The following is a 26977-nucleotide window of genomic DNA, read 5'->3' on the forward strand; positions in this document are numbered from 1 at the left end:
GAAAGTTACCTCGCCGGCCTTCATCTACGCGGAGCCATCTTGTGGATTCGAAGCCTTCAACCCGCCTGAAGATCCGAAGTCCGTACAGGCCCTAGCGCACAGTAAATCCAGGTCTTATGTTAGGCGAGCACAGGAGTCTGCCAATCCACAACTCTTCTCTCTTTGCACTGCAGTTGATTGACCGAAATCAAACGCCTCAAAGGATGTGCATGCGAGCGCCGAGGCGGCGGATCCGTTCCCGGTAGCCGAAGCGCTCCAGGTCCAGCAGGGTTCGTACGGCCTGCCAAGCCATCGGGTGGTTGCGGATGAGTAGGGGAGCCGCCTTCTCGGCGTGTTCCAGTTCGGCCATGGCCGCCTCGCGTCGGCCGCACCAGAGCAGCCCACGGGCGTAGTCGAGATGGTGGCGTCCGACGCGGTTGGCCTGCAGGCCCTTCGGCAACCGGACCGTCTCTCCCCTGCGTACGGCTTGCGCTCCGTCTCCAAGTTCGGCGGCGACCGCGACCCCGTAGATATCGGCGTTGGTCTGGCTGGTACACAGGTCGTAGTAATTGGTGCGCTGGCGAGCCCCCAGCCGGGTGACCGCCTCGGAAGCGAGGCGGTATCGCGACCACGCCTCGTCTGCCTTGTTCTTACGAGCCGCGGCGATCGCGGCCCTCAGTTGGAGCCCACCCCAGACCGCCAGCGCCTCCGGCCGGCCCGCGACGTACTCGTCCTCGATGCCCGCGCAGGCCGAGTCGGTCATGGCGAGTGTGTCGTGCCACGTAGTTCCAACCCATGCGTTCCGGATGCGTCGAGACCTGGCTATCGCCACGTGATACGGGTCTCCCGAGTGCTCGGCGGCCCAGCAGATCCGATCGACGGCAACCATGGAAAGGTCGGCGTACCCCACTCCGCAGACGACCGAGTCCACGGCCCGGTAAACGCCTGGGCCTCGGCTGGGTCGCCGCTTTCTCCGATCCAGCGAACGAGGTGGACGCGGGCGTTCAAGGTGATGGAGTGCTCGGAGCCCAGAGTTCGCTCCAGCACCGGTATCAGCGCCGCGAACCGGTCCCGAGTCTCGGCGGCCGGGGTCCCTGTTTCCCCTGTCCAGAAGGCGAGGTTGGCGTGGGTGTTGAGGGTGACGGAGTGCTCAGGGCCCAGGGACCGCTCCAGTACCGGTATCAGCGCCGCGAACCGGTCCCGGGCCTCGGCGGCGTCCCCCGCTGATCCGACCAGGGAGGCGAGGTTGGTGCGGACGTCCAGCGTGGTGGGATGGTCCGGTCCCAGCAGCCGTTCGGTTATCGGTTCCAGCGCCACCAACTGGTCCCGGGCCTCGGCGATGTTCCCTATCGCTCCGACCAGGGAGGCGAGGTCGGCGCGAGCGGTCAAGGTGTCGGCGTGTTCGGGACCCAGAGTGTCGTGCATGACGGCGTGGCGCCGATGTTGCAGGGGAAGGGCGGTGCGGTACTCCCCTCTGTAGTACAGGTATTCGATGACGGAGCCCATGGCGGGGGAGTCGAGGGCCAGGACGGCGTTGGCGTGCGCCAGCAGGCTCGCGTAGGCCGGCCACGAGGAGGGATGCTCGGGGTCGGAGGGAAGCGCCGCCCGTAGCAGGGCTGCCGCGGTAGCTTCGCAGGCGGCGCGCTCGTCTTCGGCTGGTCCGGCCACGATGACGGCCTGGACCTGGCGGTGCACCCTCACCAGCAGGCCATCCGGCGACCGGTCGATCACACCGTAGGAGACCAGCAGGTCCAGCGCGTCGTCCAGGGTGCTCTCCTCGGCGCCCTCCAGCCCGCCCAGCACCGCGCGCGGCAGGTCCTCGGACGCGTAGCAGGCCAGCACTCGCAGCGCGCGGATCGCCAGAGGGTCGGCGTGCTCGATCCGTGGACACGTCAGCGCCCACACCCGGGCCACCGCCCCGCCAACGTCCGGGACGCTCCCAGGAGTGGTGCGCAGCAGGCACAGGTAGTCGGCCAGGCTCACACCGGGAGTGTGGGCGATATAAGCACCAGCCTGCCGAAGCGTCGGCTGTGATCCTTCCAGCTCCGCAGCCAGCCGTCCGGCCTGTTCTTCGGCCTGAGCGCGGTCGGGACCGGCTGCGGCACCGATTATGGACAGCACCAGTTTCACCGCGTCCGCGGGGGACAAAGAAGTCAGCACCATCCAACCCTGTCGCCCGAAGGCGATAGCCCACAACGATGTCGCATATCCGTTATCTCACTCGCCCCAGTCACAGAGGGTGGCGGCGCGAGGTTGGATGGGCATTGCCGCCTCGTCGAGGATGTCCTTGAGTAACAAGTTGCTCCCCTGACTCCAGTGGGTTCGGCGTGAATGAAGGTCTTCACGATGGAACCCACTGGGTTTCGATAGCTCACGATCAAAATCAGGTTGAGTTCAGCTCAACACGCCCTCGACAGGACGCTCCAGTGGTTCTGTAGGCGAATTGCGACAGCGTTTGTAGGTCAGCCGTGACAGCGGGGGCTCTGAGCGCTGAGGTGCGGTGTCCACAAATCGGCGAGCCGGAGATGCGAGACCGGCCCATCGATCAGCGCGTAGCCGGAGGGCTCGTGTTGCAGGATGTCAGCTTCTCGGCCCTGAAGGGACCGAGCTTGCAGCTCCTCACCGTCGATGGATTCGACGGTTCAGGCCGCATCGTCGGCAGCGTGACACACTGCCCGGCGACCGATGTTGATCGCCGCGAAGTAATCCGCCGGGCCAGCGAGCCCGCACGAAACACAACAGAACTCATCCCGGGTGGGACGGTTCCGTTTGTCGAGGTGGCCGCACCTGGGGCAGGTGCGGGAGGTGTTATGCGGATCCACCAACCGCACCGCCACCCCGGCCAGGGCGGCCTTGTACGTCACGAACGTGCGGAGCTGATGGAAACCCCAGGAGTGCAGGTCGGCACGCTGAGCCTTGTGAACCCTGACCCGCTCCCGGATGCCTTCGAGGTCTTCGAGCGCGATCCCGGAGCGGGTGTCTTTGGCCTTGCCGACCAGCTGTTTGGCGATGACATGATTGACGTTCCGGGCGAACCGCGACTCCTTGCGACGACGCCTCTTCAGCAACCGCTTGGCGGATTTGGTGCCCTTGGCCTGGAGCCTGGCCCGCAGGCGGGCGTTACGCCGCCGCACCGCCCGCACCCCCTTACCGCTGTAGGACTCACCGGTGGAGTCGGTGGCGAGGTTGACGATGCCCAGATCCACCCCCAGCCACTCCTCCGGCTCCTCCTGCCGCGCGGGTTCGGGGACCTCGACGACCACGGCGAGGAAGAACACCCCGTCGCGGTAGACGAGATCGGCCTGCCCCCGCAGCGCCGCTCCCTCACTCTGGAGCCACCGCCCCCGGTAGAGAACGGGCACGACGACCCGCCCGCCCAAGGTGAGGACACTGACCGCCTCCCGCCCCTTCCAGGTCAGGATGCGCTGGTCATAGGCGACCGCACCCAACTCCCGGAAGACCGGCTTGATGTTCTTGTCGCGCTTGTAGGCCTCGCAGTCCTTGGCGATGGAGCGAACAGCCATCTGCGCCGACAGCCCGAACCCCCGGCGCAGCTCGGCGTAGACGAGCCTCTGCAGGGCGATCTTGTTCGCGGCGCGGTGGGCGAAAGCGACCTCGGCGGCCCTGGTCGCGGCGGCGTTGCACGCGCGCATCGCCGCCAGCAGAGCCCGCCCCTGTTCAGGGGAGGGGGCGAGTTTCAGCATTTCCGTCACCAGCACGCACAGAGTCTGTCACTCACCGCTACCGGGCGGCACCGTTTTCCCGCGTTTCCTCCCCGTCGTGAACGACGGGGCCTCCACGCTGCAATTCCGGTGAAGCGTGACAGTAATCCCTCCTGGCCGCCCCTCGCGGCCGCCCGTGCCAGCCATTGTGTGGAAGACATATCTGACAGCTGCGGCGACCTCTTTCGCGGTGGCGATCTACGCGGCGATCATGAAAGAATCCGAGGCCATGACGGCCATGGCCACTGCCTCCGCCGGATGCGCCGTCTTGTTCATCCGGGCCTACGTCCGCCGGAGACTCTGATCTTTTTGAAGAGCCGGAACGTATGCCCCAGGTCGAATCTGCGGAGGAACGCCTGCCACAGCAGGTCGATCCGGGCGGCCGACAGGCCCAGGGCTGAGGACCATAGCCAGACCGGCCGGGGATGGGCGTCGCCTGGCAGCCGTTCCACGGCCAGCCGGATGAGCGTGCCCTCGATGATCGGCAACTCGCCGTCGTGGTCGATCCAGGCGGCCCGGCGGGTGAGCTGATGATGCAGCCGATCCCATGCGGTCGCGATCGCTGTGCCGTAGCACGTCGTCTGGGTCGAGGTGGCCTGGTCAAGGCTGTGCCAGGTCGCCGGATCGGCGTCCAGGCGAGGATGCAGGGTGTCGAGCCAGGACCCGTCGACGGTGCGGCGCTCCTGGAGGCGACGCAGTGATACACATAACAGACCGGCGTGGCGGCGCGAGCCCGGAGAAGCAGCGCCGCCGCGCTCTCAACCAACGGAGCCACGGGCACTGTCGGATATCAGGACTGTCCGGGTGCCTGATCTGTCGGCCTGTTCTGGTAGCGAAGGTGGACGACGTCGCGCCTCCGCTGACCGAGATACCAGTCGGCGGCCTCATCTGTGTCGATAGTTGCTCGCAGTATGCCGGTGCTGTTGGCGGGTAGTTCGGCGAGGCCCTCTCCGCGTGGCGAGATGATCATGCTGGGGCAGTGCTGGTGGGGATCGGCGACGTTGGCGGCGAGGACGAACCGCTGGTTTTCCGCTGCCCGGCTGATCAGGTGGCTTCGCCAGACTCCGGCCGGCTCGGTGAGGTTGGCGGCGTGGGTGAGGTAGATGAAGGCCTGTGCTCCTGCGTCGGCCAGGTACTGCCATTGTTCGGGAAAGCGGATCTCGCGGCAGATCTGGACGCCGACGGTGAGGGGGCCATCGGCCAGGTGGAGTTGGAGCGTGGGGAGCTCGGATCCGGCTTCCAGCAGGCCGCGCTCGTTCATCGCCAAGTTGATCTTCCGATAGGTCCATCTGGTGCCGTGCGGTGAGCTGTACCGGCGCCGTGCCCTTGCCAAGGACGTCGGCGTCTCTCCCGACGGCACCGGATCGCACCGACTCATGATCGGTGGTGACGCCGGGTCCTTCACCGACCCGGACGGGTTCGCCTGGGAGACCACCTCGCCGGCACTCACGCCCTGATGTGTCACTGCTTCCCGCCCTGCCTGGCCGCCGACCATGAGACAGCCGCCGGGCTCGGGACGGTGGCCGTGCTCCCGGTGAACCGACCGATGACCGACAGAGCGAGCCCTCACGAAGTGACTGGAGGAAGCATGACAGGCGCGCCGCCGCGTGGACTCGAGGAGAGGCTGCGGGACACTCGCACGAGACTGGAGAACGACGTCGATCTCTGGGTCGCGACGTCGGGCTCCCCGGGCGGTGTCTACCTCATCCCGCTCTCGTACCTCTGGGACGGGACCGCGTTCCTCGTCTCGACACCGCGCGCCTCGGTCACCGGCCGCAACCTGCTGGCGGACGGCCGGGTGCGGCTCAGCCTCGGGCCGACCCGCGACGTCGTCGTCGTCGACGGCACCGCCGAGCCGGTGGACCTCGCCGACCTCGCCCCCGAGACGGGTGACGCGTTCGCGACCAAGACCGGTTTCGACCCGCGCGAGCTCGACGACCCCTACCAGTACTTCCTGATCCGGCCGCGGCGCATCCAGGCCTGGCGTGAGGCGAACGAGCTGCGCGGACGCGACCTCATGCGCGACGGCCGCTGGCTCGGCTGACCGCCGCACGGGAACACACCCGCCCCACCCGGCGAGCGGTGCGGCTGCGGAGTTCCCGCCGAAGAGGACGGCGCGAGCGACGACTCCGGCAGGGACAGGGCTCACTCTTGCCATGATCGGACGGAGTCATCCACCTCGCGAGTCGGCGCTACCCGTGGTGGGCGGTGATCGTGCGGGACACCTGGTTCTCGGTGCCAGGCTGCACGATCACGAATTGCCCCATCATGCCGGAGTCCTCGTGCCGGAGGATGTGGCAGTGGTACATGTACGGCGTGACCGGGTCGGTGAAGCGGCCGAACTGGACGGCGAGCCGTACCGTGCTCTTCGGCGGCACGTAGACGGTGTCCTTGTGGCCGCTCGCGTACGCGGGCGGTTTCTCCCCGTCCACGTCGAGCACCTGGAAGGCCACCTCATGGATGTGGAAGTTGTGCGCGTAGACGGTGTTCTCGACCTCCCAGATCTCGGTGGCACCGGCGGGAACCACCTCGTCGATGCGTGCCATATCCATTTCCTTGCCGTTGATGGCGTCGTGGCCGTTGAGCCGGAACCGGCGGACCTTGGCGTTCGGCGGGATCACGATCGGAGCGGGGTCGGCCAGGCGGGACGGCAGGCGGGGGGAGGTGGCGAGCCGCGGCTCGGCGACGATCTTCAAAAGGTCGAAGTCGCCCTCGTCGATGTCGTCGGATCCCGAGATCGTGCGCAGCAGGACCTGCTCGCCGGCCGTGAAGGTCACGACGACCTCCACGCGCTCGCCCGGCGTGAGGGAGACCTGGTCCACCTGGACCGGGGCGGGCAGCAGGCCGGCGTCGTTGCCGACGACGTGGAACGTGCGGCGGTCGGCGAACGTGAGGTGGTACATGCGGGCGTTGGATCCGTTGAGGATCCGGAAGCGCACCCGCTCGGTGCGCACGTTCAGGAACGGGGCGTGCGTGCCGTTGACCAGCATGTGGTCGCCCAGGATGCCGAAGGTGCCCTTCAAGGGGTCGCCGGTCGGTGAGCCGTCCTCGGCGAGCCTCTTGTCCTGCAGGATGAGGGGGATGTCGTCGATCCCGTACCTCGCGGGGAGCTCCGTCGTGGTCCCATCGTCGATGATGAACATGCCCGCGAGGCCGCGGTAGACGTGCTTGGCGGTCTGGCCGTGCGTGTGCGGGTGGTACCAGGATGTGGCGGCGGGCTGGTCGATGGTCCAGTGCGGATTCCACGTCGCGCCCGGTTCGATCGTCTGGTGGGGCCCGCCGTCCATCTTCGCGGGCAGCCGCATGCCATGCCAGTGCACGGTGCTCACCTCGTCCAGCCGGTTGGTAACCGCCATCCGGACCCTGTCGCCGCGTGCCGCCCGGATCGTCGGCCCGAGGTGCGGGCCGTTGAACCCCCAGGTCTCGACCGGCTTGCCGGCCAGGATCTGGCTCCGGCCCCGCTGCATCGTCAGCGCGAACCTCCGTGTCCCGTCCTTGTCCACCTTGGGTTCGAGCAGTGGTGGCACCCGCAGCTTGGTGCGGAAGGCGGCCGGATCGCTCTCGGCGCCGGCGCCGCAGGCCGAGGCCAGGCCCGAGAGCGCGGCGAGCGCGAGAAACTGTCGACGATTCATGGTCCCCGTTGGTCTTCGTATCGATGTGGAGGTTCGGATGTGGAGGTTCAACTGTGCGGCACCGGGCGCTCACCTGCACAGTCGCCGGGCTCACCTCGTGGGTGTGAGATCCTCATGATCGACCGGGATACAGGCGAGGAGCTCGAAGCGATCGCCGGTCCGGGTGGTGGTGAGTTCGCCGCCGATGGCGGCCAGGCGGGCGCGCATGCTCCGCAGCCCCGTGCCGGGCTCGTCGGAAGCGGGGGCGGCCCCGTCGTTGGCCACGAGCAGACGTACGCGGCCGTCCTCGACGGCGATCTCGACCACGCACTCCCCCGACGTGCTGTGCCTGAGCACGTTGGTGACCGCCTCGCGCAGCACCACCGCGAGCACGGGTTCGGCCGGCCCCCGCACGGACGCGGCGTCGACCCGTACGGCTGCTCCCGCCGACTCCAGCACGGCCCTGGCGGAGTCGACCTCGGCGGCCAGCGACAGGCGCCGATCCGGTGCGCTCAACCCGTCGACGTCCGCGAGCGCGGCCCGCGCCGCGTCCGTCATCCGCTCGAGTTGCTCCATCGCCCGGCCCGGATCCGTCTCCAGCAGCCGCAGCGTGAGCTCTCCGTGCAGGACGACCGCGGTGAGACCGCGACCGAGCAGGTCGTGCACGTCCCTGCCCACCCTCAGCCGCTCGCGCAGGGCCGCCACCTCGACGAGCTCGGCCCGGGTACGCCTGAGCTCGGTGACGAGAGTGACCAGCCGGGTCAGGCCGTAGACCGCCAGCGCGGTGGCCAGGGCACTGCAGAACTGGTAGCCGGCCAGGAGCGGGCCACCGGTGAACCAGCCCTCCACCGCCGAGATGCCGCAGATCGCCGTGCACAGCGGCCATGACACCCGCGCCCGCGCGTAGAGCAGGAGGACGCCGGCGAAGAACCCCGACACCACGAGCCCGGATGTCTCCCCGTCCACCAGCGGCGCGTAGATGGTCATGCCCTGAGCCACCAGTGTCCAGACCAGGCCCTTGGGCCGCCTGCCCGCACGCAGGGCGGCCAGGTGCCAGAACTGCAGGGCGAAGGTCAGGGGCAGCAGGACCAGATAGCCGACGTCTCCGGAGCCGGAATCGAACGTCTCGTCGGCGGCGAAGTTGAACAGCGACTGCCCGATGAACAACACGTGCGTGACGACGAGAATCGGCGTGGCCTGCCGTACGATCCACCCGTCGCGATCGCGAGGCGGGACCGGGATCGGGCCGTCGGCGGGCGGCAGGGACCGTACGCGGTCCAGCGCCTTCCGTGCGATGGCGACGGCTCGGGAGACCTGTTTCCGCACCACCTCCGCCTCGCCCTGGCACCGTGCCCGCCGCGCCAGCCGCTCGACGGCGGACACGCTGCTCACCACGAGGTGCTGTATGTGCCGCCACAGCCGTAGCCGCTCGACCTCCTCGGCCCTGGCCGCCAGCTCGGATCGCTCCCGGCCGACCCGGTCCAGCAGGTCGGCGAGGCGGCTGAGGCCGTACAGCATCAGACCGACATTGAGGGGGGCGACGACCGCGTAATAGATCTCCATGGGCGTGCGGTCCAGCGCGGACGCCACGGCGCCCTCGACGACCACGATCAACCCCAGGAGCAGCCACGCGGCGGGACCGCTCACCACGAGAAGGGCCGAGGCGGCCACGAACGCCGAGCCGCCCGCCCGCCAGCTGCCGGCCTCGGCCAGCAGGGGCAGGTAGTTCAATACAACCTGCACCGGGAAGAGCGCGGCCGACAGGCGCCGCCGGCCCGGGAGCGAGATCGGCAGCTGGAGCGCGGCGACCCCCATGACGCTCGCCACGGTCAACGGCCCGGCCGATGCCCCGCCGAGGTAGAAGCTCACCCGCAGGACGCACACCACGCAGATGAAGGCGGCGAGCAGGCGGGCCGGGCTCAGAGCCAACCGGCGTCCTGGGCTATCCGGACGGCATGCAGCCGGTTGCGGGCGTGCAGCGTGGCGACGATCCCGGTGAGGTAGTTGCGTACGGTGCCCGCGGACAGGAACAGCGCCTCGGCGATCTGCTCCACATCCTCGCCGCAGGAGAACCTCCGCAGTACCTCCAGCTCGCGCGGCTTGAGCGGGCTCTCGACCACCTCCAGCGCCGCCACGGCGAGCTTGGGATCGATCACCCGCTCACCCGCCGCGACCCTCCTGATCCCATCGGCGAGCTGGTCCGGCGGAGCGTCCTTGACCATGAATCCGGACGCCTGGGCGGCGAAGGCCTTGCGGACGCTCCCCGGGCGGCCGTAGCTCGTCACGATCAGCACCCGGCACTGCGGCACCCGCCTGCGCAGCTCGGCTGCGGCGGTGAGCCCGTCGACGCCGGGCAACTCGACGTCGATCACCGCCACGTCCGGCTTGGACTCCAGCGCCAAGGGCACGATCTCGTCACCGGTCGCCGCCTCCGCGACCACCCTGATGTCGGGTTCGAGGTCGAGCAACGCGACCAGCGCCCCTCGGACCATGTGCATGTCCTCGGCGAGCAGAACCCGGATCATCCATCGCTCCTACCCTCAGGACCCACTTTCGCCCTATTCCTACCATCTCGGGAGATCTTCATTTTGGATCATGAAGAATTCACGTCCTGAGCGACTCGGGCTGGAGTCCAGGATCGACGAGCACTCGCCCGGCTGCGATCTGCCCGGCGGGCCACGCATCCTGTGGTGCTTCGAGTCCGATACCCCGGCGCCCTGCGGTCGGATCGGGGACGGCGGCACCACCAGCTGGAACAGCTCATCGGGAACCAGCCGCCGCATGAACGTCACGCCAACGAGCAATCATCGTCAGGGCACGCTCAACCGGCCGCTAAAGACCCGAGCGGTGGTCGTGCGCGGGACGCGCTACCTGCCGGTCGTGGTCCGGCCCGGCCAGGCGCCGTACCGGATCTCGCCGAGAATCGCGTCGCCGGCCGGCACCAGGGACCCCTCGTCCAGCTCGGTTCCGAAGTAGCGCGCGTGCGGGTCGGTGACCACCTCACGCGGATCGTCCCAGGCGGCCAGGGCCTCGGTGAAGAACTCGTCCATCCGGACCCGCTCGGGACCGGCGGCCTCGACCCTCCCGTTCAGCGGCGACCCCACCGAGACCCTGCCGACCACCTGGCGACCTCGTCGCCCGCGATGGGCTGGAAGAGCACGGGCGCCATCCGGACCGTGCCGCCGTCGGTGGCGTCGTCGGTGGCGTCGTCGGCGATGCTCCGGACGAACTCGAAGAACTGGGTGGCACGCACGATCGAGTACGGGATCGACGAGTTCTCGATCAGCTCCTCCTGAGCGACCTTCGCCCGGAAGAAGCCGTTCCCGGGCAGCCGGTCGATTCCCACCACCGACAGCGCGACGTGGTGGCCGACGCCCGCCGCCACCTCCGCGGCGAGCAGGTTGCGGGTGGAGGTCTCGAAGAACTCCATTGCCACGGTGTCCTCCAAGGACCGGGGCTTCGACACGTCGATCACCACCCGCGCGCCGGCCAGCGCGTCGGCCAGCCCTTCGCCGGTGAGGGTGTTGACGCCGGTGTGCGGTGATGCCGCCACCGCCTCGTGGCCGTGCCCGCCGAGTTCCGTCACGAGCTTCGACCCGATCAGGCCGGTTCCGCCGATCACCACGATCTTCATGACAAGCCTTCCTGTCCACCGGGGCATCCGTCGCCACCCGATCGCCGGCTGGGACGGGGGCGGCCCTCCGGCCTGTGACAGCTCCGGCGAGACTCCTCGGATTGCCGATCCCCGGCGCCCAGGTGTCACAAACCGCGACGCTGTCCCGTCTTTCGGTAAGACGGCTCCAGCAGCACTGGGAGGCCTCCGAACGCGGGGACGTCGACGCTGAGCACGCGATCTACGCTGCGGACGCAATCCTGGACTACGCGCAGTCGGGCGAGCGCTTCAGAGGCCGGTCAAGGATCCAAGCGCAACGCGGCAGGCACCCGGCCGAACGCCACTTCACCATCCGCCGGATCCGGCTGTAGTGGATCGCGGTCCCGCAGACGATCCCCACGTAGGAGCCCGCTCGTAGCCGCTGGGCCTCACAGTGAGCGACCTCCGTCACCACGCTGATCCGCCCGGCCACGATGAGCTGGTAGTCACGCTCGGAGACCGCGATCGACAGGCCGGTAGGTCAGCGCTCGCACCCACTCCGCCAGCGCCCAACTCCACGCCTGCTGGGCCCGGTTCAGGTCCCTGGCCGATCCGTTTCCCGCCGCGATCGCGTAACGCGCCTGACGGTAGTGGTTCGCGCTCCAGTCCAGCTCACGACGCGCTTCCCGAAATGCCGACTGGGCGTCCTCGCGCTGGCCCCACTCCTGTGACGGATGCGTCATCGGGTGAGAATACTGCGGCTGACATCAGCGTGTTTCTTGGTCTGCCGCGCGATTAGCACCAAACCCGCCCCAATCACTGTCTAGCGTTCAGATCATGGCGGCAACGGCCCGGCCGGGGGTGGCGTGGCACGCCGCCACAAGCCGCCGGTTGCGCGCGCCGGCGGAGCAAGGGCAGCGGCTCCGTTCAGCCAGGCGGCGAGTTGCTCGCGGTCGATCAGCAGTAGGCCCGTTCCAACCGCGCACTGGCATGATGCTCACTTGCCGTTCCCTACCGCCGAGGAGTTGACGGTGACGCAGCGCGAGCGACGGCCCGGGTTAACCACAGGTCTGCATTTCCCGGTGTCCGAACCGCTCCGGGAGCATGCCCGACGTGCCGTGAGCCGGGCGCGGCGCCAAGGGGCACCGGATCTACGCCTGGGCGTGGGCGCGGATCGACATCGATCAGTCCACCGTCTGCTGACCGTACTCCTGCTCAGTCGGCCCCGCTGGATAGAGGAGATTCTGCGCTGGTCACAGTGGCGACGCCGCCATCAGGCCATCGCTCGCCGATGCCACTACCAGCGTAGATCCCAACCATGATCTCAAAATGTCACTGGAGTACTAGCCCCAGCGTTCGGGAGGGACGTGGTCCACGGAGCCCATCGGGGGAAGATAACCGTGGGTCCCGTCTATCTCGGCGGTCAGGCCGAAGTCGGCGAGGCGTATCGAACCGTCGGCCATCATGAGCACGTTGTTGGGCTTGAGATCTCCATGCACCTATTTCTCGGCGTGCATGTACGCTATTCCCTCGCAGATCTCGGCGATCAGCCTCGGCGCGTCGGGAACAGGTGCCCCCGCTCGAATCAGATCGGCGAGTGACCGTTCCGCCAGGTCCATCACCAGAACGCACGCACCGTCCAGCTCGGTATTTTCCGGGTCGTCGACGACAAGTGTTTCGCGTAATCGAATCAGCCGGGAATGCTGGAGCCTGCTGTGCGGGCGTATTTCCCGCTGCGTCATTTCCATGAGATTTTTCAACTGCCGTCGGGTGACCGTTCCCGTGGGCAGGAACTTCAACGCCGAGGGCGTCGACTCCTCCCCGTCCCGAACCCCCACGTAGACGCTCGCCCAACTCCCCGTGGCGACGGGCCCGCCGACCCGCCATTCACCGACGCGATATCCTCGGGGAACACCGACCGCCCATCCCTCGGTGTCCACCGGTCTCCGCACTCCGTGTCATCCCTCGATCGGAATCATCAGCGCACAGTCCCTCGAATCGTTCATCGGCTTCACGTCGCGTAAATCGATGTCCTTTGCGAGCATCCTCCGCCGGACTTTCCGCGGTGATCATAACAGGCGACTCGGGGTCGTTCCCCGTCCCGGATGACAGACGACCCGGGATTCCCCCCGCCCCGAATGTCGGGCGGCTCGGAATCACCTCCCGCATCGAACGGCGGGCGAACGGAAATCCCCCTCGCGTCACCGGCGTCGAAAGCCGATGATGAATGGGTGCCCGCCACCTCTCCCTCCGCCCCGCGCACCCCCGGCACGACCGTACCGGCCGCCCCCTTCGCCGGGCGGCCTGTCGCCGCGGTCGCGCTCGCCACGCTCGCCGTGCTGCTGGTCGTGAGCCCGCGCTACGGCTACCACCGAGACGAGCTGTACTTCCGGATGCTGGGCGAGCAACCCGCCCTCGGATACTTCGACACCCCGCCGCTCACCCCGCTGATCGCGCGGGCCTCGGTCGCCGTGTTCGGCGACACCGTGGTCGCCCTGCGCGTCGTTCCCGCCCTGATCGCGTCGCTCACCGTCGTCCTCGTCGCCCTCCTGGCCCGGGAGCTCGGCGGCGACCGCGGGGCGCAGATCGTCGCCGCGGCGGGAATCGCCACCACGAGCCTTCTCCTGATCGGCGGGCACTCCCTGCTCACCCTGGGTGTCGATCTTCCGTTCTGGGTCGCGGCGGCGCTGTTCGCCGTACGGGCGCTGCGTGGCGACGGCCGCTGGTGGCTCGCTGTGGGTGCCGTCGCGGGGGTGGCGACGTACAACCGGCAGCTGATCGTGTTGTTCCTGGTCAGCCTGGGTGTGGGTGTGCTGGTGGCGGGGCCGCGCGACGTGCTGCGGGAGCGTGGGCTCTGGCTCGGCGCGCTGCTCGCGCTCGTGATCGCCGCGCCCAACCTGGTCTACCAGGCGACCCACGGCTGGCCGCAACTGGTGATGGCCGGGGCTCTGGAGGCGGACGAGGGCGCCGACAACCGTCTCGCCTTCCTACCGCTGCAACTCCTGCTGCTCGGCCCGCCCCAGGCGTTCCTCCAGGTGGTCGGCGCCGTGCGGCTGTGGCGGGAACCTCGCCTGCGCTGCCTCGCCCTCGCCTATCCGCTGGCCTGCGCGCTGACGCTCTACTCCGGCGGGCGCCCCGACTACGTGGCGGGCCTGCTTGTGCTGCTCTTCGCGGCGGGGTGCGGCCCGGTCACCCGGTGGATGTCGTCGGGTGGGGGACGGCGCGCGCTGGTCGTCGGCGCGCTCGCGGTCAACGCGGTCACCTCCGTCGTCATCGCGCTGCCGGTGATCCCTCCCCCGGCCCTGGAGGGCACCCCGGTCGCCGGGATCAACGAGGTGGCGCGCGAGTCGATCGGATGGCCGGAGTTCGCCGCGCGGGTCGCGGCGGTGGTCGACGGGCTCACGCCCGAGGAGCGCGCACGGGCCGTACTTCTCACCGACAACTACGGCGAGGCCGGGGCACTGGACCGCTACGCCGACCAGTACGGCCTTCCCGAGGTCCACAGCGGGCACAACGAGCTCTACTGGCGCGGCCCGCCGCCGGCGTCCGCCCGGATCGCCGTGGTGGTGACCGACTCCCCCGGCGGCTACGCCCGCGCGTTCGCCACCTGCGAGGAGCGCGGCAGGATCGACAACGGCGTCGGCCTGTCCAACGAGGAGCAGAACCTGCCCGTCCTCGTCTGCCGCGACCCGCTGCTGCCCTGGCCGCAGCTCTGGCCCGAGATGCGGCACCACAGCTGACCTGCCCGGCGGCGAACCGGTCGCTCTCCCCGGGGCTCGGGTCCTCCGGGTGGGTCTACCGGTTTCCCGGGGCTCGGGTCCCTCCGGGTGGGTCTACCGGTTTCCCGGGGCTCGGGTCCCTCCGGGTGGGCTTACCGGGCGGGCAGGGTGAGCCCGCGTTCGGCGAGGGCTTCGCGCAGGAGGCGGATCGCTCTGGGGCCCACACCGTGCAGCCGCAGGAGATCCTTCTCGGTCGTGGCGGCCACCTGGGCGAGCGTCGTGTAACCGGCCGCGGCGAGAGCCCGGCCCGCGGGCCGTCCGATGTTGGCGGGGATGTCGGTGGGAACGTCGCCCTGGCCTGGGGTCGTCATGGCGTCTCCTCGGGGAACGGACGTCGGTCACCCGGCGACGCGGGAGAACACCGCGTCATGGGGACCCGACATGCCGGGGACCCCGTGCCGTGGAAACCCGCGGCACGGTGGCGCAAGTTTGGCATGCCCCTACGACAAAACCAGCGAGGCGCGTACCGGGCTTCGAGTGATCACAGACGTTGGATGATCGCGGACACCTGGCGACCTTAAGGAAACCGTTTCCGCGGGAACCCGGTGCGTCGGATCTCCTCGGAATCCCGGCGTCGGCGGCGAGGTCCGCGCCGGGATTCCAGGTCAGGCAGTGATCATGAAAGCGAGTCCGAGCAGCACCACGACGGGGATCACCCAGACCACGGCCTCGATCGCGAACTCCTTGTACACGGTGATCTTCTCCCTCTGGACGCTTGGCCCCTTTTGGGCACTTCCTGACATGGAAACGACGATGCGCAGCATATGCGTATCTGAAGATGTCCTCACACTCGGGCCCGCGGGGATGCCTGACGGAGCTCCCCCGATCCCCTCCTGCCCCTCCCCCCTCCCTGCCCCCTCGGGTCCTCTCGTCCGCGGGCTCCCTATCTGCTCGGGTGGTGGAAGCCCGGCCTCGGGTGCATCAGGAAGTCATGGCACATCACGTACCACCCGCGGTAGACGGTGTACGAACCGGCAGGAACGCGAAACACCGGTCAACGATCAATCCGGGGAATGCCGGACGCGGGTGGTCGTGCTGTCGTGGTCAAGAGATCCGCGATCACCATGGGAGCCGTCATGACCGTTCGAGAGCTGCGCCTGGTCGTCACCGCCGCCGACTACGACGAGGCGTTGCGCTTCTACCGTGACGTGCTCGGCCTGCCCGAGCGGGCCGCGTACTCCTCGCCCGACGGCCGGGTGACGATCCTGGAGGCGGGCCGGGCCACCCTGGAGATCGCCGATCCGCCGCAGGCGGAGTTCATCGACCGGGTCGAGGTGGGGCGGAGGGTCGCCGGGCACATCCGGGTGGCGTTCGAGGTGGACGACTCGCCCGCCGTCACCGCGGAGCTGGCCGAGGCCGGGGCCACGGTGATCGCCGAACCCGTCCGGACCCCGTGGAACTCGCTCAACTCCCGCCTTGAGGGCCCGGCCGGGCTCCAGCTCACGCTCTTCACCGAGCTGGGAGAGGCCGCCGACCCCCAGGACCTCCCTTAGCCTCCCGGACTCTCAGGGCGGACGGCCCGCCGGACGGGGCACCGGAGGACGTGGTCCGGGGTGGTCTCCCGGCCGGGTCACTCGCTCTTGACCGAGGTCTCCTCCGGCGCCGCGTCGCGGAGGGAGGTGCGGAGCCAGCGGGTGCCGTACGGCTCCAGGGTGAACTTCACCCGGCCGTCGGCGGGCAGATCGAGGGTGCCGTCCACCAGCATGTCGACCAGCATGTCGCGGTCGCCGAGGCCTTCGAGCACGAGATCCACCTTCGCCTCGCGGTCGGCGAAGTTGTGGACGGCGACCACGGTGCCGCGCTCGGCGTCGGCCCGGTGGGCCAGCACCGCCGTGTCACCGGCGTCCAGGATCTCGTACTTCCCCCAGGCCAGCTCGGGCGACTCCCGGTAGCGCTCGATCAGCAGCATGATCCACTTGAGGAGCGAGTCCGGGTCGCGGCGCTGGTCCTCGACGTTGACGTTGCGCGGGCCGAACTTGCCGGCGGGCGAGGGGACCTTGGTCTTCGGGTTGGGCGAGAAGCCGCCCTTCGCCGACCACTGCATCGGGATCCGGACCGCCATCCGGCCCTCGGCCTTCAGGTTCTCACCGAGGCCGATCTCCTCGCCGTAGAAGAGCACCGGTGTGCCCGGCAGGGAGAACAGCACGCTGTAGGCCAGTTTGATCCGCCGCATGTCGCCGCCGAGCATCGGAGGAAGGCGACGGCGCAGGCCCCGGTCGTACAGCTGCATGTTCTTGTCGGGGCCGAAGGCGTCGAAGACCTCGTGCTTCTGCGCCTCGGTGAGCTTGTCCAGGGTCAGCTCGTCGTGGTTGCGGACGAACATCGCCCACTGGGAGTCGTCGGGCGGGTCCGGCCGGTCGCGCAGGGCGTCGGCGAGGGCTTCGGGGTTCTGGCGGGCCATCGACAGGTAGAAGCGCTGCATGGCGATGAAGTCGAAGCACATGGTGACCTCGTCGCCGTTACTCGCGTCACCGAAGTACTTCAGCAACTCCGGGTAGGGCAGGTTCACCTCGCCCAGCAGGATCGAGGAGCCGTCGCGGCGGTTCATGAAGGCGCGCAGGTCGGCGAGGAACTCGTGCGGGTCACCGCTGATCTCCTCGATCAGGAACGGCACCGCGTCCACCCGGAAGCCCGACAGGCCGAGCTCCATCCAGAAGCCCACGATGCGCGCGATCTCGTCGCGGACCTGCGGGTTCGCCGTGTTCAGGTCGGGCTGGGTCTTGTAGAAGCTGTGGTAGTAGTACTGGCCGGTCTTCTTGTCCAGCTCCCAGAGGCTGTCCTCCTTGTCGGGGAAGACGATCGCCTTGGGGTCGACGGGGTCGGGCTCGTCCTGCCAGATGTACCAGTCGCGCTTGAGGGAGTCGCGGCTGGAGCGGGCCTCCTTGAACCAGGGGTGCTCGTCGGAGGTGTGGTTGACCACCAGGTCGGCGATCACCCGCATCCCCCGGTCCCTGGCGGTGCGCATGAACTCCACGAAGTCGCCAAGGGTGCCCAGACGGGGATCGATCGAGTAGAAGTCGCTGACGTCGTAACCGTCGTCGCGGCTGGGGGTGGTGTAGAACGGCATCAGCCAGATGCAGGTCACCCCGAGCCGGTCCAGATGGTCGATCTCCTGGGTGAGGCCCCGGAAATCACCGATGCCGTCACCGTTCCCGTCCTTGTAGGTCTCCACGTCCAGGCAGTAGACGACGGCGTTCTTCCACCACAGATCAGCTGTATAGGTGAGGCGCATGCGTCCGCACTACCCTCCCTTGACCTTTTTATGGGACAACGTTGACACTGGGTCGACGTCGATGAGATCCCGGGGCCTCCGACACGTTACGGTGGATGGAATGGCCAGGAGGAGATCATGCGACAGCTGAGGCGCGGCGCGCCCTTCGGCTGGCTGCTCGCTCTCCTGCTGCCGATGCTCGTCTCCGGAGGGCTGAGCGGGGGCGGCGCCGCCGCCGTCCTCCTGCGGCACTCCACCGTCGCCCAGGTCTCCGGCGAGCATCAGCGGCCCTCCCGCCCGGTCTCCGACGTCGGGCACAGGAACGCCCTCGTCTCCGGCCTCTCCGTCGCGGGGATCGGCCTGCTGGGTGGCGGGGGCGGCCATCCGCTCGCGACCCCGCCGTCCGACCTCCGGCACCTCTCCCTGGCCACCGGCCTGGGCACGCGCCCGGCCCGCGACGGCGACACCCGTCCGCTCGCGGCCCTGCTCGTCAGGCCGGGGCGCGCACCACCCGCCTCCACCGTCGGCTGAATCGTCCCGGAGCCCTTCCGGGCCTTTCGCCGTACCCGGAGCACGCCTTTCCTTCCCCCAAGGGGCAGAAGGCCGCCTTTTCGAAGGTCGTCCTTCCGGAGGCCGTCGCGCCTGGAAGGTGTCTCTCCCGTACGCGAGACATGCCGACGTCCAGGAAAAGGCACCTCCGGCATTCCCGAGGACAATTTCCCAGCCTGTGGAGGCTTCCATGTCGCGTGCCCCGCTGGTACGCGCGGTGGCGGCGTTCGCCGTCATCGCCACCTCGCTGTTCATCGCTTTAACCATGTCGCCGCGCCTCGGTCTCGACCTGCGCGGCGGCACCCAGCTCGTACTGGAGACCCAGGACTCACCGACCGTCAAGGCCGACGCGGCGGCCACCGACCGCACCCTTGAGGTGCTCCGCCGCCGGGCCGACGGCCTGGGCGTCGCGGACGCGCCGCTGGCCCGTTCCGGCGAGCGGCGCATCATCGTGGAACTGCCCGGCGTGCAGGACCCGACCAAGGCCGCCGAGGTCATCGGCAAGACCGCGCAGCTCACCTTCCACCCCGTCATCGCCGTCCCCAACCCCGCCGACGAGACCAAGCCCAAGGACGGCGAGCTGATCCTGCCCGACGAGGACGGCAACCCGCTGCACGTGGGACCGGCCGCACTCACCGGTGACGGCGTCAGCGACGCCCAGGCGGGGATCGACGCCCAGCAGGGCAGTGGCTGGTTCGTCACCGTCGACTTCCGCGACGGCGGACGTGCGGAGTGGGCCGAGCTGACCGGCCAGGCCGCCTGTAACCAGCCGGGCGACCCCAAGCGCAGGGTCGCCATCGTGCTCGACTCCAAGGTGATCGTCTCACCCCAGGTGAACGAGAGCGTGGGCTGCAACGTCGGCCTGGCCGGCGGCTCCACCCAGATCACCGGCACCTTCACCGCGGAGGAGGCCTCGGACCTCGCCCTGCTGATCAAGGGCGGCTCGCTGCCGGTGCCCGTCGAGATCGTCGAGCAGCGGACCGTCGGCCCGACGCTCGGCGCCGCCGCGATCACCGCCAGCGCCCAGGCCGCGGTCATCGGCATCGTGCTCACCGCGCTGTTCATCATCGTGATCTACCGGCTGGTTGGCCTCATCGCCGCCTTCGCCCTCGCCTGCTACGCGCTGATCTCGTACGCGGCGCTCGTGGGGCTCGGCGCCACACTCACCCTGCCGGGGCTGGCGGGCTTCGTGCTCGCGATCGGCATGGCGGTCGACGCCAACGTGCTGGTCTTCGAGCGGGCCCGGGAGGAGTACGAGGCGGAGCCGGGGCTGCGGGGCTCGCTGGAGAAGGGCTTCCGCAACGCCTGGAGCGCGGTGGCCGACTCCAACATCACCACGCTGCTCGCCGCCGGGCTGCTGTTCTTCCTGGCGTCCGGACCGGTACGCGGTTTCGGCGTCACACTGAGCATCGGCGTGATCGCCTCGCTGATCACCGCGATGGTCATCACCCGCGTCATAGCCCAGTGGGCGGTGTCCCTCCAGGGCGTGGCCTCACGGCCCAGAATGACCGGCCTGTCCAGCATCGGCCGTGTCCGCACCTGGCTGAACACGCACAAGCCGGACTTGATGGGCCGCCGCGCGCTGTATCTCCTGGTCACGTGCGTGCTGGTGGCCGCCTCCGTGGCGGGAGTGGCGGTGCGAGGGATCAACTTCGGCGTGGAGTTCACCGGGGGCAGGCTCGTGGAGTACTCCTCGAGCACCCCGATGACCGCCGACGCCGCCCGCGCGCTCGTCAGCGAGGCCGGGTTCCCCAACGCGGTGGTGCAGACCTCCGGCGACGACATCTCCGTAAGGACCGGACAGATCAGCCCCGCCGAGGTGGTGCGGATCGAGAACGCGCTGGAGAGCCAGGGTGCGCAGGTCACCAAGGAGCGTGACGAACTCATCGGGCCGAGCCTCGGGGACGAGCTGCGCCGCAACGCGCTGATCGCACTGGGGGTCGCGCTCGCCGCGCAGCTCGCCTATCTCGCCTTCCGGTTCCGCTGGACGTTCGGGCTGGCGGCGGTGCTCGCCCTCGCCGCCGACGCGGCGATCGTGATCGGCGCGTTCGCGTGGATGGGCAAGCCGGTGGACGGGGTGTTCCTCGCCTCGATGCTCACCGTGATCGGCTACTCGGTCAACGACAAGGTGGTGGTCTTCGACCGGGTCCGCGAACTGTGGGGAGCACGGCCGAAGGCCTCGTTCGCCGAGGTGACGAACGCCTCGATCCTGCAGACGATCCCCCGTACGGTCAACACCGGCCTGGGCGCGCTGTTCATCCTGGCCGCGCTCGCGGTGCTCGGCGGTGACTCGCTCACCGACTTCGCGGTGGCGCTGCTGATCGGAATCGTCGTCGGCACGCTCTCCTCCGCGCTGGTCGCGGGGCCGCTCGCCATCGAGCTGGAGAAGCGCAGCCCCGGCACTCCGCCCCCGCCCAAGCAGAAGGGGCCGAAACGGGCTCGTGAGGGTTCGGGCGCGGTGGTCTGACAACGGCGATCCGACCGAGGTGATCTGGCCGAGGCCCGGGACGAACCCGGGAACGGAGGCCAGGCGGCGGTCCGAGCACGGTGCTCGGACCGCCGCCCCCTTTTTCCCGTTAACCCTACAAATTAAGGGTGAATTCATACACAAAACTATTTCCATCTGCGGCTAAAGGCGGAACTCCCCGGCGAGCAGAGGTATCCGGCAGGGGCACAACCCTGTTGCGACACCTTTGGCCGTCAAAGCGATGCCGGTCACGAAAACGGGGAGAAAGTATGAGTCACGCGGTGAAGATGAGCCCTCAGATGCAGAAGTGCATCGATGCCTGCATGGAGAGCCACAGCCGTTGCGAGCAGACCATGTCCTACTGCCTGAGGCAGGGGGGTCAGCATGCCGACACGGCGATGATGGCACCGCTCATGGACTGCTCCGACATAACCCGTATGTGCGCGGACATGATGATGCGCCAGTCGCCGATGGCGATGGAGATGGCCGCGATGTGCGCGAAGGTCGCGAGCAAGTGCGCCGAGGCGTGCATGTCCATGGGCAGCGACACGATGATGAAGGAGTGCGCCAACGCCTGCCGCGCATGCGCCGAGGCGTGCCAGGCGATGGCCGGCGCACGGGCCTGACCGTCCACCCGCCCCCGCCCGGCCCTTACCGGGCCGTCCACATCGACATCCGCATCACCCGCACGGCCGGCGTCCATACCGGCATCCACGCCTAAGGTATGACGCCGGCGGAACGCGGGACGACGTGAGGGGACGCGGGACCGAAGGGGGCGCCGCCGATCGAATCGGCGGCGCCCCCTTCCGGGGTGAATACTCCGCTTTCAATCGGAAGATGTGCCTCGAATCCCGCTAGTGTGCTTGGCGTCTGATTTCCCTGCTGCCGAAGGCGGATGCAATCGTGGCGGACGACTACGCGACAACTTTCAAGATCGTTGATGTTGACGGTGACGGCCTCATCTCGATCCCCGAACTGACGAGACTCATGGAGGTGCTCGGCCAGCCGATCACCCCGGAGGCGGCCGCGGCGGCCGTCGCCAGGATCGACCAGGACGGTGACGGCCTCATCTCCCTGGAGGAGTTCGCCGACTACCTCGCCCAGACCCGGCCGAGCTGACCTTCCAGTCCTGATCCGGACACCTCAGGCCGAACCGACCTGAACGCCCGGGCCCGCCCGCGACATCTCAGATCGAGTCGGTCGGCCCACGGACCCGATCCGAACACCTCAGGCCGAACCGACCTGAGCACTCGGACCCGATCCGAACACCTCAGGCCGAGTCGGCCCCGGCACCCCGGAGCCGATCCGGACACCGGGCCCCGGACCGGTCGGCGAACCGGATCCGATCGGGACAGCCCACCCCACCCCACCCCACCCGGGCAGGGGCACCCCGATCGGATCCGGTCCCGCCGTTCCACCCCACCCTCCCGTCTCGCCCCGCCTCTCTCACCCTCGCCCCCCCACCGGCCTTCCCCCCGCCCTCGCCGCCGTTCCCGTCGCCGACCTGGTGGCATGTTGACGCGCCATTGACCGGGCAATAACTTTGGGTAGTCATATGAGCGCAAGGCGTAGCGAAGGCTCGGATTGACGTGTGAACACCGATGTTCCCGAGCGGTTTTCGCACGCCCGTCCCTTTCCAGAAGGTGATCTCGCGTCTCACGCGTGAGGTCGTCCGGTCGCCACGATCCGCGCTTCCGCTCGCTTCCCGTCACATCCCGACCGGAAGGCGATCCGGCGGCTCTCGCCTGACCGCCTCAAGAGCCGGCCCTCCCGGGAAGCCTCACAGAGGAAGAAGGCAGAAACAGTAGATGAGGAGCGCATCCAGCGGCAGCGCCGGGAGTGCGCCGCATGACTCGCGTGGGGCCAGGCATCCGGTGACCATCATGGCCGAGCAGATAACCGATCTCTTCCTCGACCTCGGTTACCACGTCACCGAGGGGCCCGAGGTCGAGGCCGAGTGGTTCGCCTTCGACGCCCTCAACATGGACGACGGCCACCCCGCCCGCGCCCCAGAACGCGCCTTCCACATCGAGAACCCCGCGGGCTCCGGCCGGAGGTCGGGCCTCCTGCTGCGTACGCACACCTCACCGGTGCAGGTGAGGGCGATGCTCGGCACGCCCCCGCCCCTCCGCGTGATCTGCACGGGCCGCGTCTTCCGTCCCGAGGCGGCCGACGTCACCCACAGCCCGGTGTTCAACCAGGTCGAGGGCCTCGCCGTCGACGTGGGCCTCACCATGGTCGACCTGAAGAAGACCCTCGACCACTTCGCCGTCTCCATGTTCGGCAGGGGCACGGCGACCCGGCTCCGCGCCCGCCGGTTCGCCTACGCCGACCCGTCGGCCGAGGTGGACGTGGAGTGCGCGGTCTGCCGTGACCTCCCGAAGGAGGACCCGGCGAGGGCTCTCCGGGAAGGCACCCCTTCGGATCCGTGCGGGACGTGCGGTGGAGAGGGATGGATCGGGTGGGGCGGGTGCGGCATGGTCCATCCCCGGGTGCTGGCCGCCTGCGGTGTCGATCCGCACAGATACGGCGCCTTCGCCTTCGGCATGGGCATCGAGCGCACGTTGATGCTCCGGCACGGGCTGAAGGACATGCGCGACGTCGTCGACGGCGACGTCCGCTTTCCCCTTCAGATGGACGGGTTCGCCCCCGGCAGGTCGCGGCCCATGCTCCTTCCCCTGGACAGGGTCACGAACACGGCGATGACGCGGGCCGTGCCCGCCGCGCGGGCCGTGCCCGACATGGAGATCATCCCGCTGGCGCGCGGCGGCCACCGCGCCGGGAGCACCCGAAGACGGGAGGCCGGTGGAGGGCTGCCCCCGTCACAGGACCTGCGGCGGCGGATCGGGCACGCGCTGGCGAGAGCGGGATACGTCGAGACACCCGGTTTCCCCTTCGTCTGCGACGCCGCCTGGGACGCCTTCGGCCTGGCACCCGACGATCCGCGCCGCGCCACGCTCACGCTCACGAACCCGATCAGCCCGCGCGAGCCGTCGCTGCGCACCACGCTTCTCCCCGGGCTGCTCACGACGCTCGGCCTGAACCTCAAACGGGGAAACCTCGTCCCCGCGCTCTTCGAGCAGGGAGTGGTCTTCGCACCCCTCACGAGCGACGCCCCTCCGCCCCGCCCCAGCGCGGATCGCCGCCCCACCGGCGCCCAGCTCGACGCGCTGGAGGCCGCGATCCCCGCCCAGCCCAGGCACCTCGCCGCCGCCCTCACCGGCGAGTCGTCGTGGGCCCGCGCGGTCGACGCCGCGCGTACGGCGGCGCACGTCATGGGGGCCGGGCTGGTCACGCGGCCCACCGAGTACGTGCCCTGGCTGCCGGGACGCTGCCTGGAGCTCCTCGTCGGCGAGGCCGTGCTGGGCCATGCGGGCCAGCTGCGCCCCGGTACGGTTCAGGCGCTGGGCCTGCCCCCCGGGACGAGCGCGATGGAGATCGACCTCACCGCCATGGAGCATCTCGCCGATCTCGGGGGAACGTGACGCCGGAAAGGGCCGCGACGCGTCAGGCGGTCTTGAGATAGATCTGGCCGAAGACCTCGGAGAGCTTCTTGAGGTCGGCGGTCATGTCCGTCTCGGGGTTGGCCGGGTTGTAGACGGCGGCGAGGCGGCGCTGGATCGGGGCGAGCTTCTTCAGCTGGTCCCAGGCGGTCAGCCTCTTCACTGCGCCCTGGGCGTCCTGGACACTCGTCCACACGTTCACCTGCTGGGCGGCGTTGTCCTTGACGGGCACCGAGAGCCGGGAGACGACCTTCTCCGCGGTCACCTCGCCGACGATCCCGGTCTCCTCGGCGGCGACCTGGGCGAGGACGTCCCACGACCGGGCGCGGACCTGGATCCACTGGTTGAGGTGGGCCTGCTCGGCGTTGATCTTCCAGGTGTCGTAGCCGCCGTACAGCAGGCCGGTGTCCAGGGAGATCTGGTCGACGCGGCCCGCGATCAGGGGAGACTCGATCTTCTCGGGGGTGAGCAGCGGGTACCGCTTGCGCATCTCGGCCTTGCAGGTGTCGTTCGCGCCGCAGGCGAGCTCGGGTACCACCGTGTGGATGCCCAGCCGCTTGCCGGGCGCGGCCTGGCGGAGGGCGTCGGAGGCCGCGGTGACGAACGCGGCGACCTCCTCGTTCGTCGTGAACGTGGTGTTGTAGCCCAGCTGGGAGGTGAACCGGATGCCCGCGACCTCGGGACGCGCGGCCAGCGCGCCGATGCGCTTGACGGCGGCGGTGAAGGTCTCGGTGCCGGCCTTCCAGTCGTCGGCCAGCTCGGTGTCGATCCAGACCCTCAGCTGCAGGGCCTTCGCCGCGGTGATCGCCTGGCCGGCCGGGGTGAGTGCCGCGGCCGCGATCGCGGGATCCTGGACGTTCTTCGCGGTGGAGGTACCGGTCTGCTCGGCTCTGGAGGGCGTGCCGTCGCCGCCCTCACCGTGCCCGTCGACCGAGCACGGCTGGCCTTCCTCGCACTCGGGCACGCCGCCCTCTCCGGCCCCCTCGGGGAAGGGGGAGTTCTCGTCGCCCTCGGAACCACCACCGGGCGGCTCCGGGCAGACCGAGCCGGCGGCCGAGCAGTCGATGAACTTGCCGTCGCTCGGGGTCGCCTCCTTGAGGTTGGCGTTGTCGTCGGCCCCCCAGAACAGCGCGACCCCGAGGGCCTCGTCGGGCTTGGCCAGCCAGTGGCAGACGACGTAGGCCGGGGTGTCGGGTCCCATCGTGTCGTTACAGCTGCGGGGATCGTCCTGCGAGTACGCGGCCGCGGGGGTCATGACACCGACGAGCGCGAGCGTGGCACCCATGGCGAGGGCCCGGCGCAGTGTAAGTCGCATGGTCTGAACTCCCCGGCAAACTGGACAAAACGATCGACCCGCACTTTACCCAGATCACGGTGGACCCGACAGCCCCGGTCAGGGAATCATCAGCATTCCGATATATCCCGTCGAACCCATACCAGCCATCACACCGGGCACCCCCGTCACACCTGCGTGGACCGTCCCCGCGAGAGGACCTGGGCATTACGGCTAGCGGGAATGTCCGGAGCCCGGTGGCATGGGGTGCCGAACGGAGGCTGCCAGCGCAGACGACGGGCAACGGGCCGGGTAATGATGATGACGTGGGTAACTGTCCAGAGCTGGAGGACTCCCCCGGCCGTCAAGCCGTGGGTGAGAGGCTCCACCGCCGTCGACGAAAGAGCACTCCTCGACGCATACCGAAACGGACTCTCATGTCGCCGCGTGCCAAGAATCCGAGCAACGGATTCCACGGCCTTCCAGGGGCAGACGAGATCATGTATCTCGCGCTGGCGACCGGCAATCTGTTGAACCGGCTGGAAAGCGCCAGAAGCAGAATCGATCATTCACTGACCCAGCAGCGCCGCTTCGTGTCCGACGCCTCGCACGAGCTTTTCACGCCGATCGCCGGGCTTCGGACACTCCTGGAAGAAGCACGGCTACACCCCGACGAGACGGAGCTGGACGAGCTTCTGGACGACGCGCTGGAGGGCGTCGGCCGACTCCAGACGATCGTCACCGACCTGCTGGTGCTGGCCAAGGTGGGGGCGAACACGCCTGACTCGTTCGTCAACGTGGATCTGGGGGAAATGGTCCGCGCCGCGGTCTCCCGGCACGGGAAGGGCGTCCCCATAAGACTGCGGGTCGTCCCCGGTGTGCGGGCGAACGTCGTCGACGTGGAGATCACCCGCCTCCTCGCCAATCTCCTGGACAACGCCCAGCGCCACGCCAGGCACGCGGTGCTGGTCGAGGTGCGCAGGAACGGCCAGTACGGCGAACTCGCCGTCGCCGACGACGGCGAGGGCATCGCCGCCGCCGACCGTGAAAGGATCTTCGAGCGGTTCACCCGCCTGGACACGGCACGCTGCCGCACCCAGGGAGGCACCGGGCTCGGCCTCACGATCGCCCGTGACATCGCCACAGCCCATCGGGGAACCATCGACGTGGAGGACTCCGCCATGGGCGGCGCGCGTTTCGTCCTCCGCCTTCCGCTCGCCGATCACCAGGTGTCCGCACACCTCTGATGCCGGGCCCGATCTCCCTTCGCCCGTCACCGGCGAGCCGTGAT

The 26977-nt window shown here is 69.0% G+C and carries 27 protein-coding genes; 9 read left to right on the top strand and 18 right to left on the bottom strand.

All coding sequences use genetic code 11. The features are described from left to right. Positions 1-196: 196 nt before the first annotated feature. From ABZ664_RS35480 to ABZ664_RS35500, 5 genes are all read right to left on the bottom strand, one after another. On the bottom strand, positions 197-742 hold the full coding sequence (locus tag ABZ664_RS35480; RefSeq protein ID WP_362520364.1) for a hypothetical protein: 546 nt from the start codon (positions 740-742) through the stop codon (positions 197-199). Between the two features lie 59 nt (positions 743-801). After that, a complete protein-coding gene (locus tag ABZ664_RS35485; protein ID WP_362520367.1) occupies positions 802-2139 on the bottom strand; it encodes a tetratricopeptide repeat protein in 1338 nt (445 codons plus the stop codon). Between the two features lie 482 nt (positions 2140-2621). Further along, positions 2622-3698 (bottom strand): transposase, encoded by a 1077-nt coding sequence (locus ABZ664_RS35490; protein WP_362520370.1) that lies wholly within the window; start codon positions 3696-3698, stop codon positions 2622-2624. A gap of 275 nt (positions 3699-3973) precedes the next feature. Then, entirely contained in the window at positions 3974-4189 is a 216-nt protein-coding gene (locus tag ABZ664_RS35495; RefSeq protein ID WP_362520375.1) for a hypothetical protein, read from the bottom strand. 302 nt (positions 4190-4491) lie between these two features. Continuing rightward, the gene (locus tag ABZ664_RS35500; RefSeq protein ID WP_362520379.1) at positions 4492-4962 is read right to left on the bottom strand and encodes a nitrilase-related carbon-nitrogen hydrolase; all 471 of its coding nucleotides are present in this window, start codon (positions 4960-4962) and stop codon (positions 4492-4494) included. Between the two features lie 31 nt (positions 4963-4993). Here ABZ664_RS35500 and ABZ664_RS35505 point away from each other — a divergent pair, with 31 nt between their 5' ends. Then, positions 4994-5158 carry a hypothetical protein gene (locus tag ABZ664_RS35505; protein WP_362520382.1) on the top strand — a complete coding sequence of 55 codons (165 nt, stop codon included), beginning with the start codon at positions 4994-4996 and terminating at the stop codon, positions 5156-5158. A gap of 131 nt (positions 5159-5289) precedes the next feature. After that, positions 5290-5745, top strand: coding sequence for a pyridoxamine 5'-phosphate oxidase family protein (locus ABZ664_RS35510; protein WP_362520393.1), 456 nt, complete (start codon positions 5290-5292; stop codon positions 5743-5745). Positions 5746-5893: 148 nt separating this feature from the next. Here the strand turns inward: ABZ664_RS35510 and ABZ664_RS35515 are convergent, their stop codons facing one another. The 8 genes from ABZ664_RS35515 to ABZ664_RS35550 all read right to left on the bottom strand — a co-directional run bounded on the left by ABZ664_RS35515 (position 5894) and on the right by ABZ664_RS35550 (position 12844). Next, positions 5894-7333, bottom strand: coding sequence for a multicopper oxidase domain-containing protein (locus tag ABZ664_RS35515; RefSeq protein ID WP_362520396.1), 1440 nt, complete (start codon positions 7331-7333; stop codon positions 5894-5896). Positions 7334-7423: 90 nt separating this feature from the next. Further along, positions 7424-9241 carry a histidine kinase gene (locus tag ABZ664_RS35520; protein WP_362520399.1) on the bottom strand — a complete coding sequence of 606 codons (1818 nt, stop codon included), beginning with the start codon at positions 9239-9241 and terminating at the stop codon, positions 7424-7426. Then, positions 9232-9837 (bottom strand): response regulator transcription factor, encoded by a 606-nt coding sequence (locus ABZ664_RS35525; protein WP_362520403.1) that lies wholly within the window; start codon positions 9835-9837, stop codon positions 9232-9234. Before ABZ664_RS35525 ends, ABZ664_RS35520 begins: the two co-directional genes overlap by 10 nt. 342 nt (positions 9838-10179) lie before the next feature. Beyond that, positions 10180-10434, bottom strand: coding sequence for a hypothetical protein (locus ABZ664_RS35530; RefSeq protein ID WP_362520408.1), 255 nt, complete (start codon positions 10432-10434; stop codon positions 10180-10182). Beyond that, the gene (locus ABZ664_RS35535) at positions 10401-10946 is read right to left on the bottom strand and encodes an SDR family oxidoreductase (RefSeq protein WP_362520412.1); all 546 of its coding nucleotides are present in this window, start codon (positions 10944-10946) and stop codon (positions 10401-10403) included. Before ABZ664_RS35535 ends, ABZ664_RS35530 begins: the two co-directional genes overlap by 34 nt. Before the next feature lie 464 nt (positions 10947-11410). Then, on the bottom strand, positions 11411-11647 hold the full coding sequence (locus ABZ664_RS35540) for a hypothetical protein (protein ID WP_362520415.1): 237 nt from the start codon (positions 11645-11647) through the stop codon (positions 11411-11413). A gap of 600 nt (positions 11648-12247) precedes the next feature. Then, complete coding sequence (locus tag ABZ664_RS35545; RefSeq protein WP_362520419.1) at positions 12248-12403, bottom strand: hypothetical protein; 156 nt, start codon at positions 12401-12403, stop codon at positions 12248-12250. Next, on the bottom strand, positions 12404-12844 hold the full coding sequence (locus ABZ664_RS35550) for a hypothetical protein (RefSeq protein ID WP_362520424.1): 441 nt from the start codon (positions 12842-12844) through the stop codon (positions 12404-12406). Between the two features lie 291 nt (positions 12845-13135). On the opposite strand from ABZ664_RS35550, the gene ABZ664_RS35555 reads away from it, so the two are divergent. After that, the gene (locus ABZ664_RS35555; protein ID WP_362520427.1) at positions 13136-14644 is read left to right on the top strand and encodes a glycosyltransferase family 39 protein; all 1509 of its coding nucleotides are present in this window, start codon (positions 13136-13138) and stop codon (positions 14642-14644) included. 131 nt (positions 14645-14775) lie between these two features. On the opposite strand, the gene ABZ664_RS35560 is transcribed toward ABZ664_RS35555, so the two are convergent. Beyond that, on the bottom strand, positions 14776-14994 hold the full coding sequence (locus tag ABZ664_RS35560) for a helix-hairpin-helix domain-containing protein (protein WP_362520430.1): 219 nt from the start codon (positions 14992-14994) through the stop codon (positions 14776-14778). Positions 14995-15288: 294 nt separating this feature from the next. Continuing rightward, on the bottom strand, positions 15289-15447 hold the full coding sequence (locus tag ABZ664_RS35565) for a hypothetical protein (RefSeq protein ID WP_362520433.1): 159 nt from the start codon (positions 15445-15447) through the stop codon (positions 15289-15291). 312 nt (positions 15448-15759) lie between these two features. Between ABZ664_RS35565 and ABZ664_RS35570 the strand changes: the two genes are divergently transcribed. Then, positions 15760-16176 carry a VOC family protein gene (locus ABZ664_RS35570; RefSeq protein WP_362520437.1) on the top strand — a complete coding sequence of 139 codons (417 nt, stop codon included), beginning with the start codon at positions 15760-15762 and terminating at the stop codon, positions 16174-16176. Positions 16177-16253: 77 nt separating this feature from the next. Here the strand turns inward: ABZ664_RS35570 and ABZ664_RS35575 are convergent, their stop codons facing one another. Beyond that, positions 16254-17915 carry an alpha-amylase family protein gene (locus tag ABZ664_RS35575; protein WP_362520440.1) on the bottom strand — a complete coding sequence of 554 codons (1662 nt, stop codon included), beginning with the start codon at positions 17913-17915 and terminating at the stop codon, positions 16254-16256. Positions 17916-18032: 117 nt separating this feature from the next. Here ABZ664_RS35575 and ABZ664_RS35580 point away from each other — a divergent pair, with 117 nt between their 5' ends. Continuing rightward, positions 18033-18425, top strand: a complete 393-nt coding sequence (locus ABZ664_RS35580) for a hypothetical protein (protein WP_362520443.1) — start codon at positions 18033-18035, stop codon at positions 18423-18425. 208 nt (positions 18426-18633) lie between these two features. After that, complete coding sequence (gene secD, locus ABZ664_RS35585) at positions 18634-20910, top strand: protein translocase subunit SecD (RefSeq protein ID WP_362520446.1); 2277 nt, start codon at positions 18634-18636, stop codon at positions 20908-20910. Between the two features lie 379 nt (positions 20911-21289). On the opposite strand, the gene ABZ664_RS35590 is transcribed toward secD, so the two are convergent. Further along, complete coding sequence (locus ABZ664_RS35590; protein WP_362520449.1) at positions 21290-21613, bottom strand: hypothetical protein; 324 nt, start codon at positions 21611-21613, stop codon at positions 21290-21292. Between the two features lie 200 nt (positions 21614-21813). On the opposite strand from ABZ664_RS35590, the gene ABZ664_RS35595 reads away from it, so the two are divergent. Both ABZ664_RS35595 and ABZ664_RS35600 read left to right on the top strand, forming a co-directional pair. Then, a complete protein-coding gene (locus tag ABZ664_RS35595) occupies positions 21814-22029 on the top strand; it encodes an EF-hand domain-containing protein (protein WP_350945705.1) in 216 nt (71 codons plus the stop codon). A gap of 689 nt (positions 22030-22718) precedes the next feature. Further along, positions 22719-24395, top strand: a complete 1677-nt coding sequence (locus ABZ664_RS35600) for a hypothetical protein (RefSeq protein ID WP_362520453.1) — start codon at positions 22719-22721, stop codon at positions 24393-24395. Between the two features lie 22 nt (positions 24396-24417). On the opposite strand, the gene ABZ664_RS35605 is transcribed toward ABZ664_RS35600, so the two are convergent. Further along, positions 24418-25728, bottom strand: a complete 1311-nt coding sequence (locus ABZ664_RS35605) for a hypothetical protein (RefSeq protein WP_362520456.1) — start codon at positions 25726-25728, stop codon at positions 24418-24420. Between the two features lie 458 nt (positions 25729-26186). Here ABZ664_RS35605 and ABZ664_RS35610 point away from each other — a divergent pair, with 458 nt between their 5' ends. Continuing rightward, positions 26187-26933: a HAMP domain-containing sensor histidine kinase gene (locus tag ABZ664_RS35610; RefSeq protein ID WP_362520459.1), complete on the top strand. Its 747-nt coding sequence runs from the start codon at positions 26187-26189 to the stop codon at positions 26931-26933. Positions 26934-26977: the final 44 nt, after the last annotated feature.

The organism is Streptosporangium sp. NPDC006930 (assembly GCF_040635605.1).
GTDB lineage: Bacteria > Actinomycetota > Actinomycetes > Streptosporangiales > Streptosporangiaceae > Streptosporangium.

Bases quoted from the DNA above. Each gene is read 5' to 3' on its own strand.
- ABZ664_RS35480 (WP_362520364.1), bottom strand. From the start codon at position 742: ATGACCGACTCGGCCTGCGCGGGCATCGAGGACGAGTACGTCGCGGGC.
- ABZ664_RS35500 (WP_362520379.1), bottom strand. From the start codon at position 4,962: ATGAACGAGCGCGGCCTGCTGGAAGCCGGATCCGAGCTCCCCACGCTC.
- ABZ664_RS35510 (WP_362520393.1), top strand. From the start codon at position 5,290: ATGACAGGCGCGCCGCCGCGTGGACTCGAGGAGAGGCTGCGGGACACT.
- ABZ664_RS35515 (WP_362520396.1), bottom strand. From the start codon at position 7,333: ATGAATCGTCGACAGTTTCTCGCGCTCGCCGCGCTCTCGGGCCTGGCC.
- ABZ664_RS35525 (WP_362520403.1), bottom strand. From the start codon at position 9,837: ATGATCCGGGTTCTGCTCGCCGAGGACATGCACATGGTCCGAGGGGCG.
- ABZ664_RS35535 (WP_362520412.1), bottom strand. From the start codon at position 10,946: ATGAAGATCGTGGTGATCGGCGGAACCGGCCTGATCGGGTCGAAGCTC.
- ABZ664_RS35540 (WP_362520415.1), bottom strand. From the start codon at position 11,647: ATGACGCATCCGTCACAGGAGTGGGGCCAGCGCGAGGACGCCCAGTCG.
- ABZ664_RS35560 (WP_362520430.1), bottom strand. From the start codon at position 14,994: ATGACGACCCCAGGCCAGGGCGACGTTCCCACCGACATCCCCGCCAAC.
- ABZ664_RS35565 (WP_362520433.1), bottom strand. From the start codon at position 15,447: ATGCTGCGCATCGTCGTTTCCATGTCAGGAAGTGCCCAAAAGGGGCCA.
- ABZ664_RS35570 (WP_362520437.1), top strand. From the start codon at position 15,760: ATGACCGTTCGAGAGCTGCGCCTGGTCGTCACCGCCGCCGACTACGAC.
- ABZ664_RS35575 (WP_362520440.1), bottom strand. From the start codon at position 17,915: ATGCGCCTCACCTATACAGCTGATCTGTGGTGGAAGAACGCCGTCGTC.
- ABZ664_RS35580 (WP_362520443.1), top strand. From the start codon at position 18,033: ATGCGACAGCTGAGGCGCGGCGCGCCCTTCGGCTGGCTGCTCGCTCTC.
- secD (WP_362520446.1), top strand. From the start codon at position 18,634: ATGTCGCGTGCCCCGCTGGTACGCGCGGTGGCGGCGTTCGCCGTCATC.
- ABZ664_RS35590 (WP_362520449.1), bottom strand. From the start codon at position 21,613: ATGGACGCCGGCCGTGCGGGTGATGCGGATGTCGATGTGGACGGCCCG.
- ABZ664_RS35600 (WP_362520453.1), top strand. From the start codon at position 22,719: ATGAGGAGCGCATCCAGCGGCAGCGCCGGGAGTGCGCCGCATGACTCG.
- ABZ664_RS35605 (WP_362520456.1), bottom strand. From the start codon at position 25,728: ATGCGACTTACACTGCGCCGGGCCCTCGCCATGGGTGCCACGCTCGCG.
- ABZ664_RS35610 (WP_362520459.1), top strand. From the start codon at position 26,187: ATGTATCTCGCGCTGGCGACCGGCAATCTGTTGAACCGGCTGGAAAGC.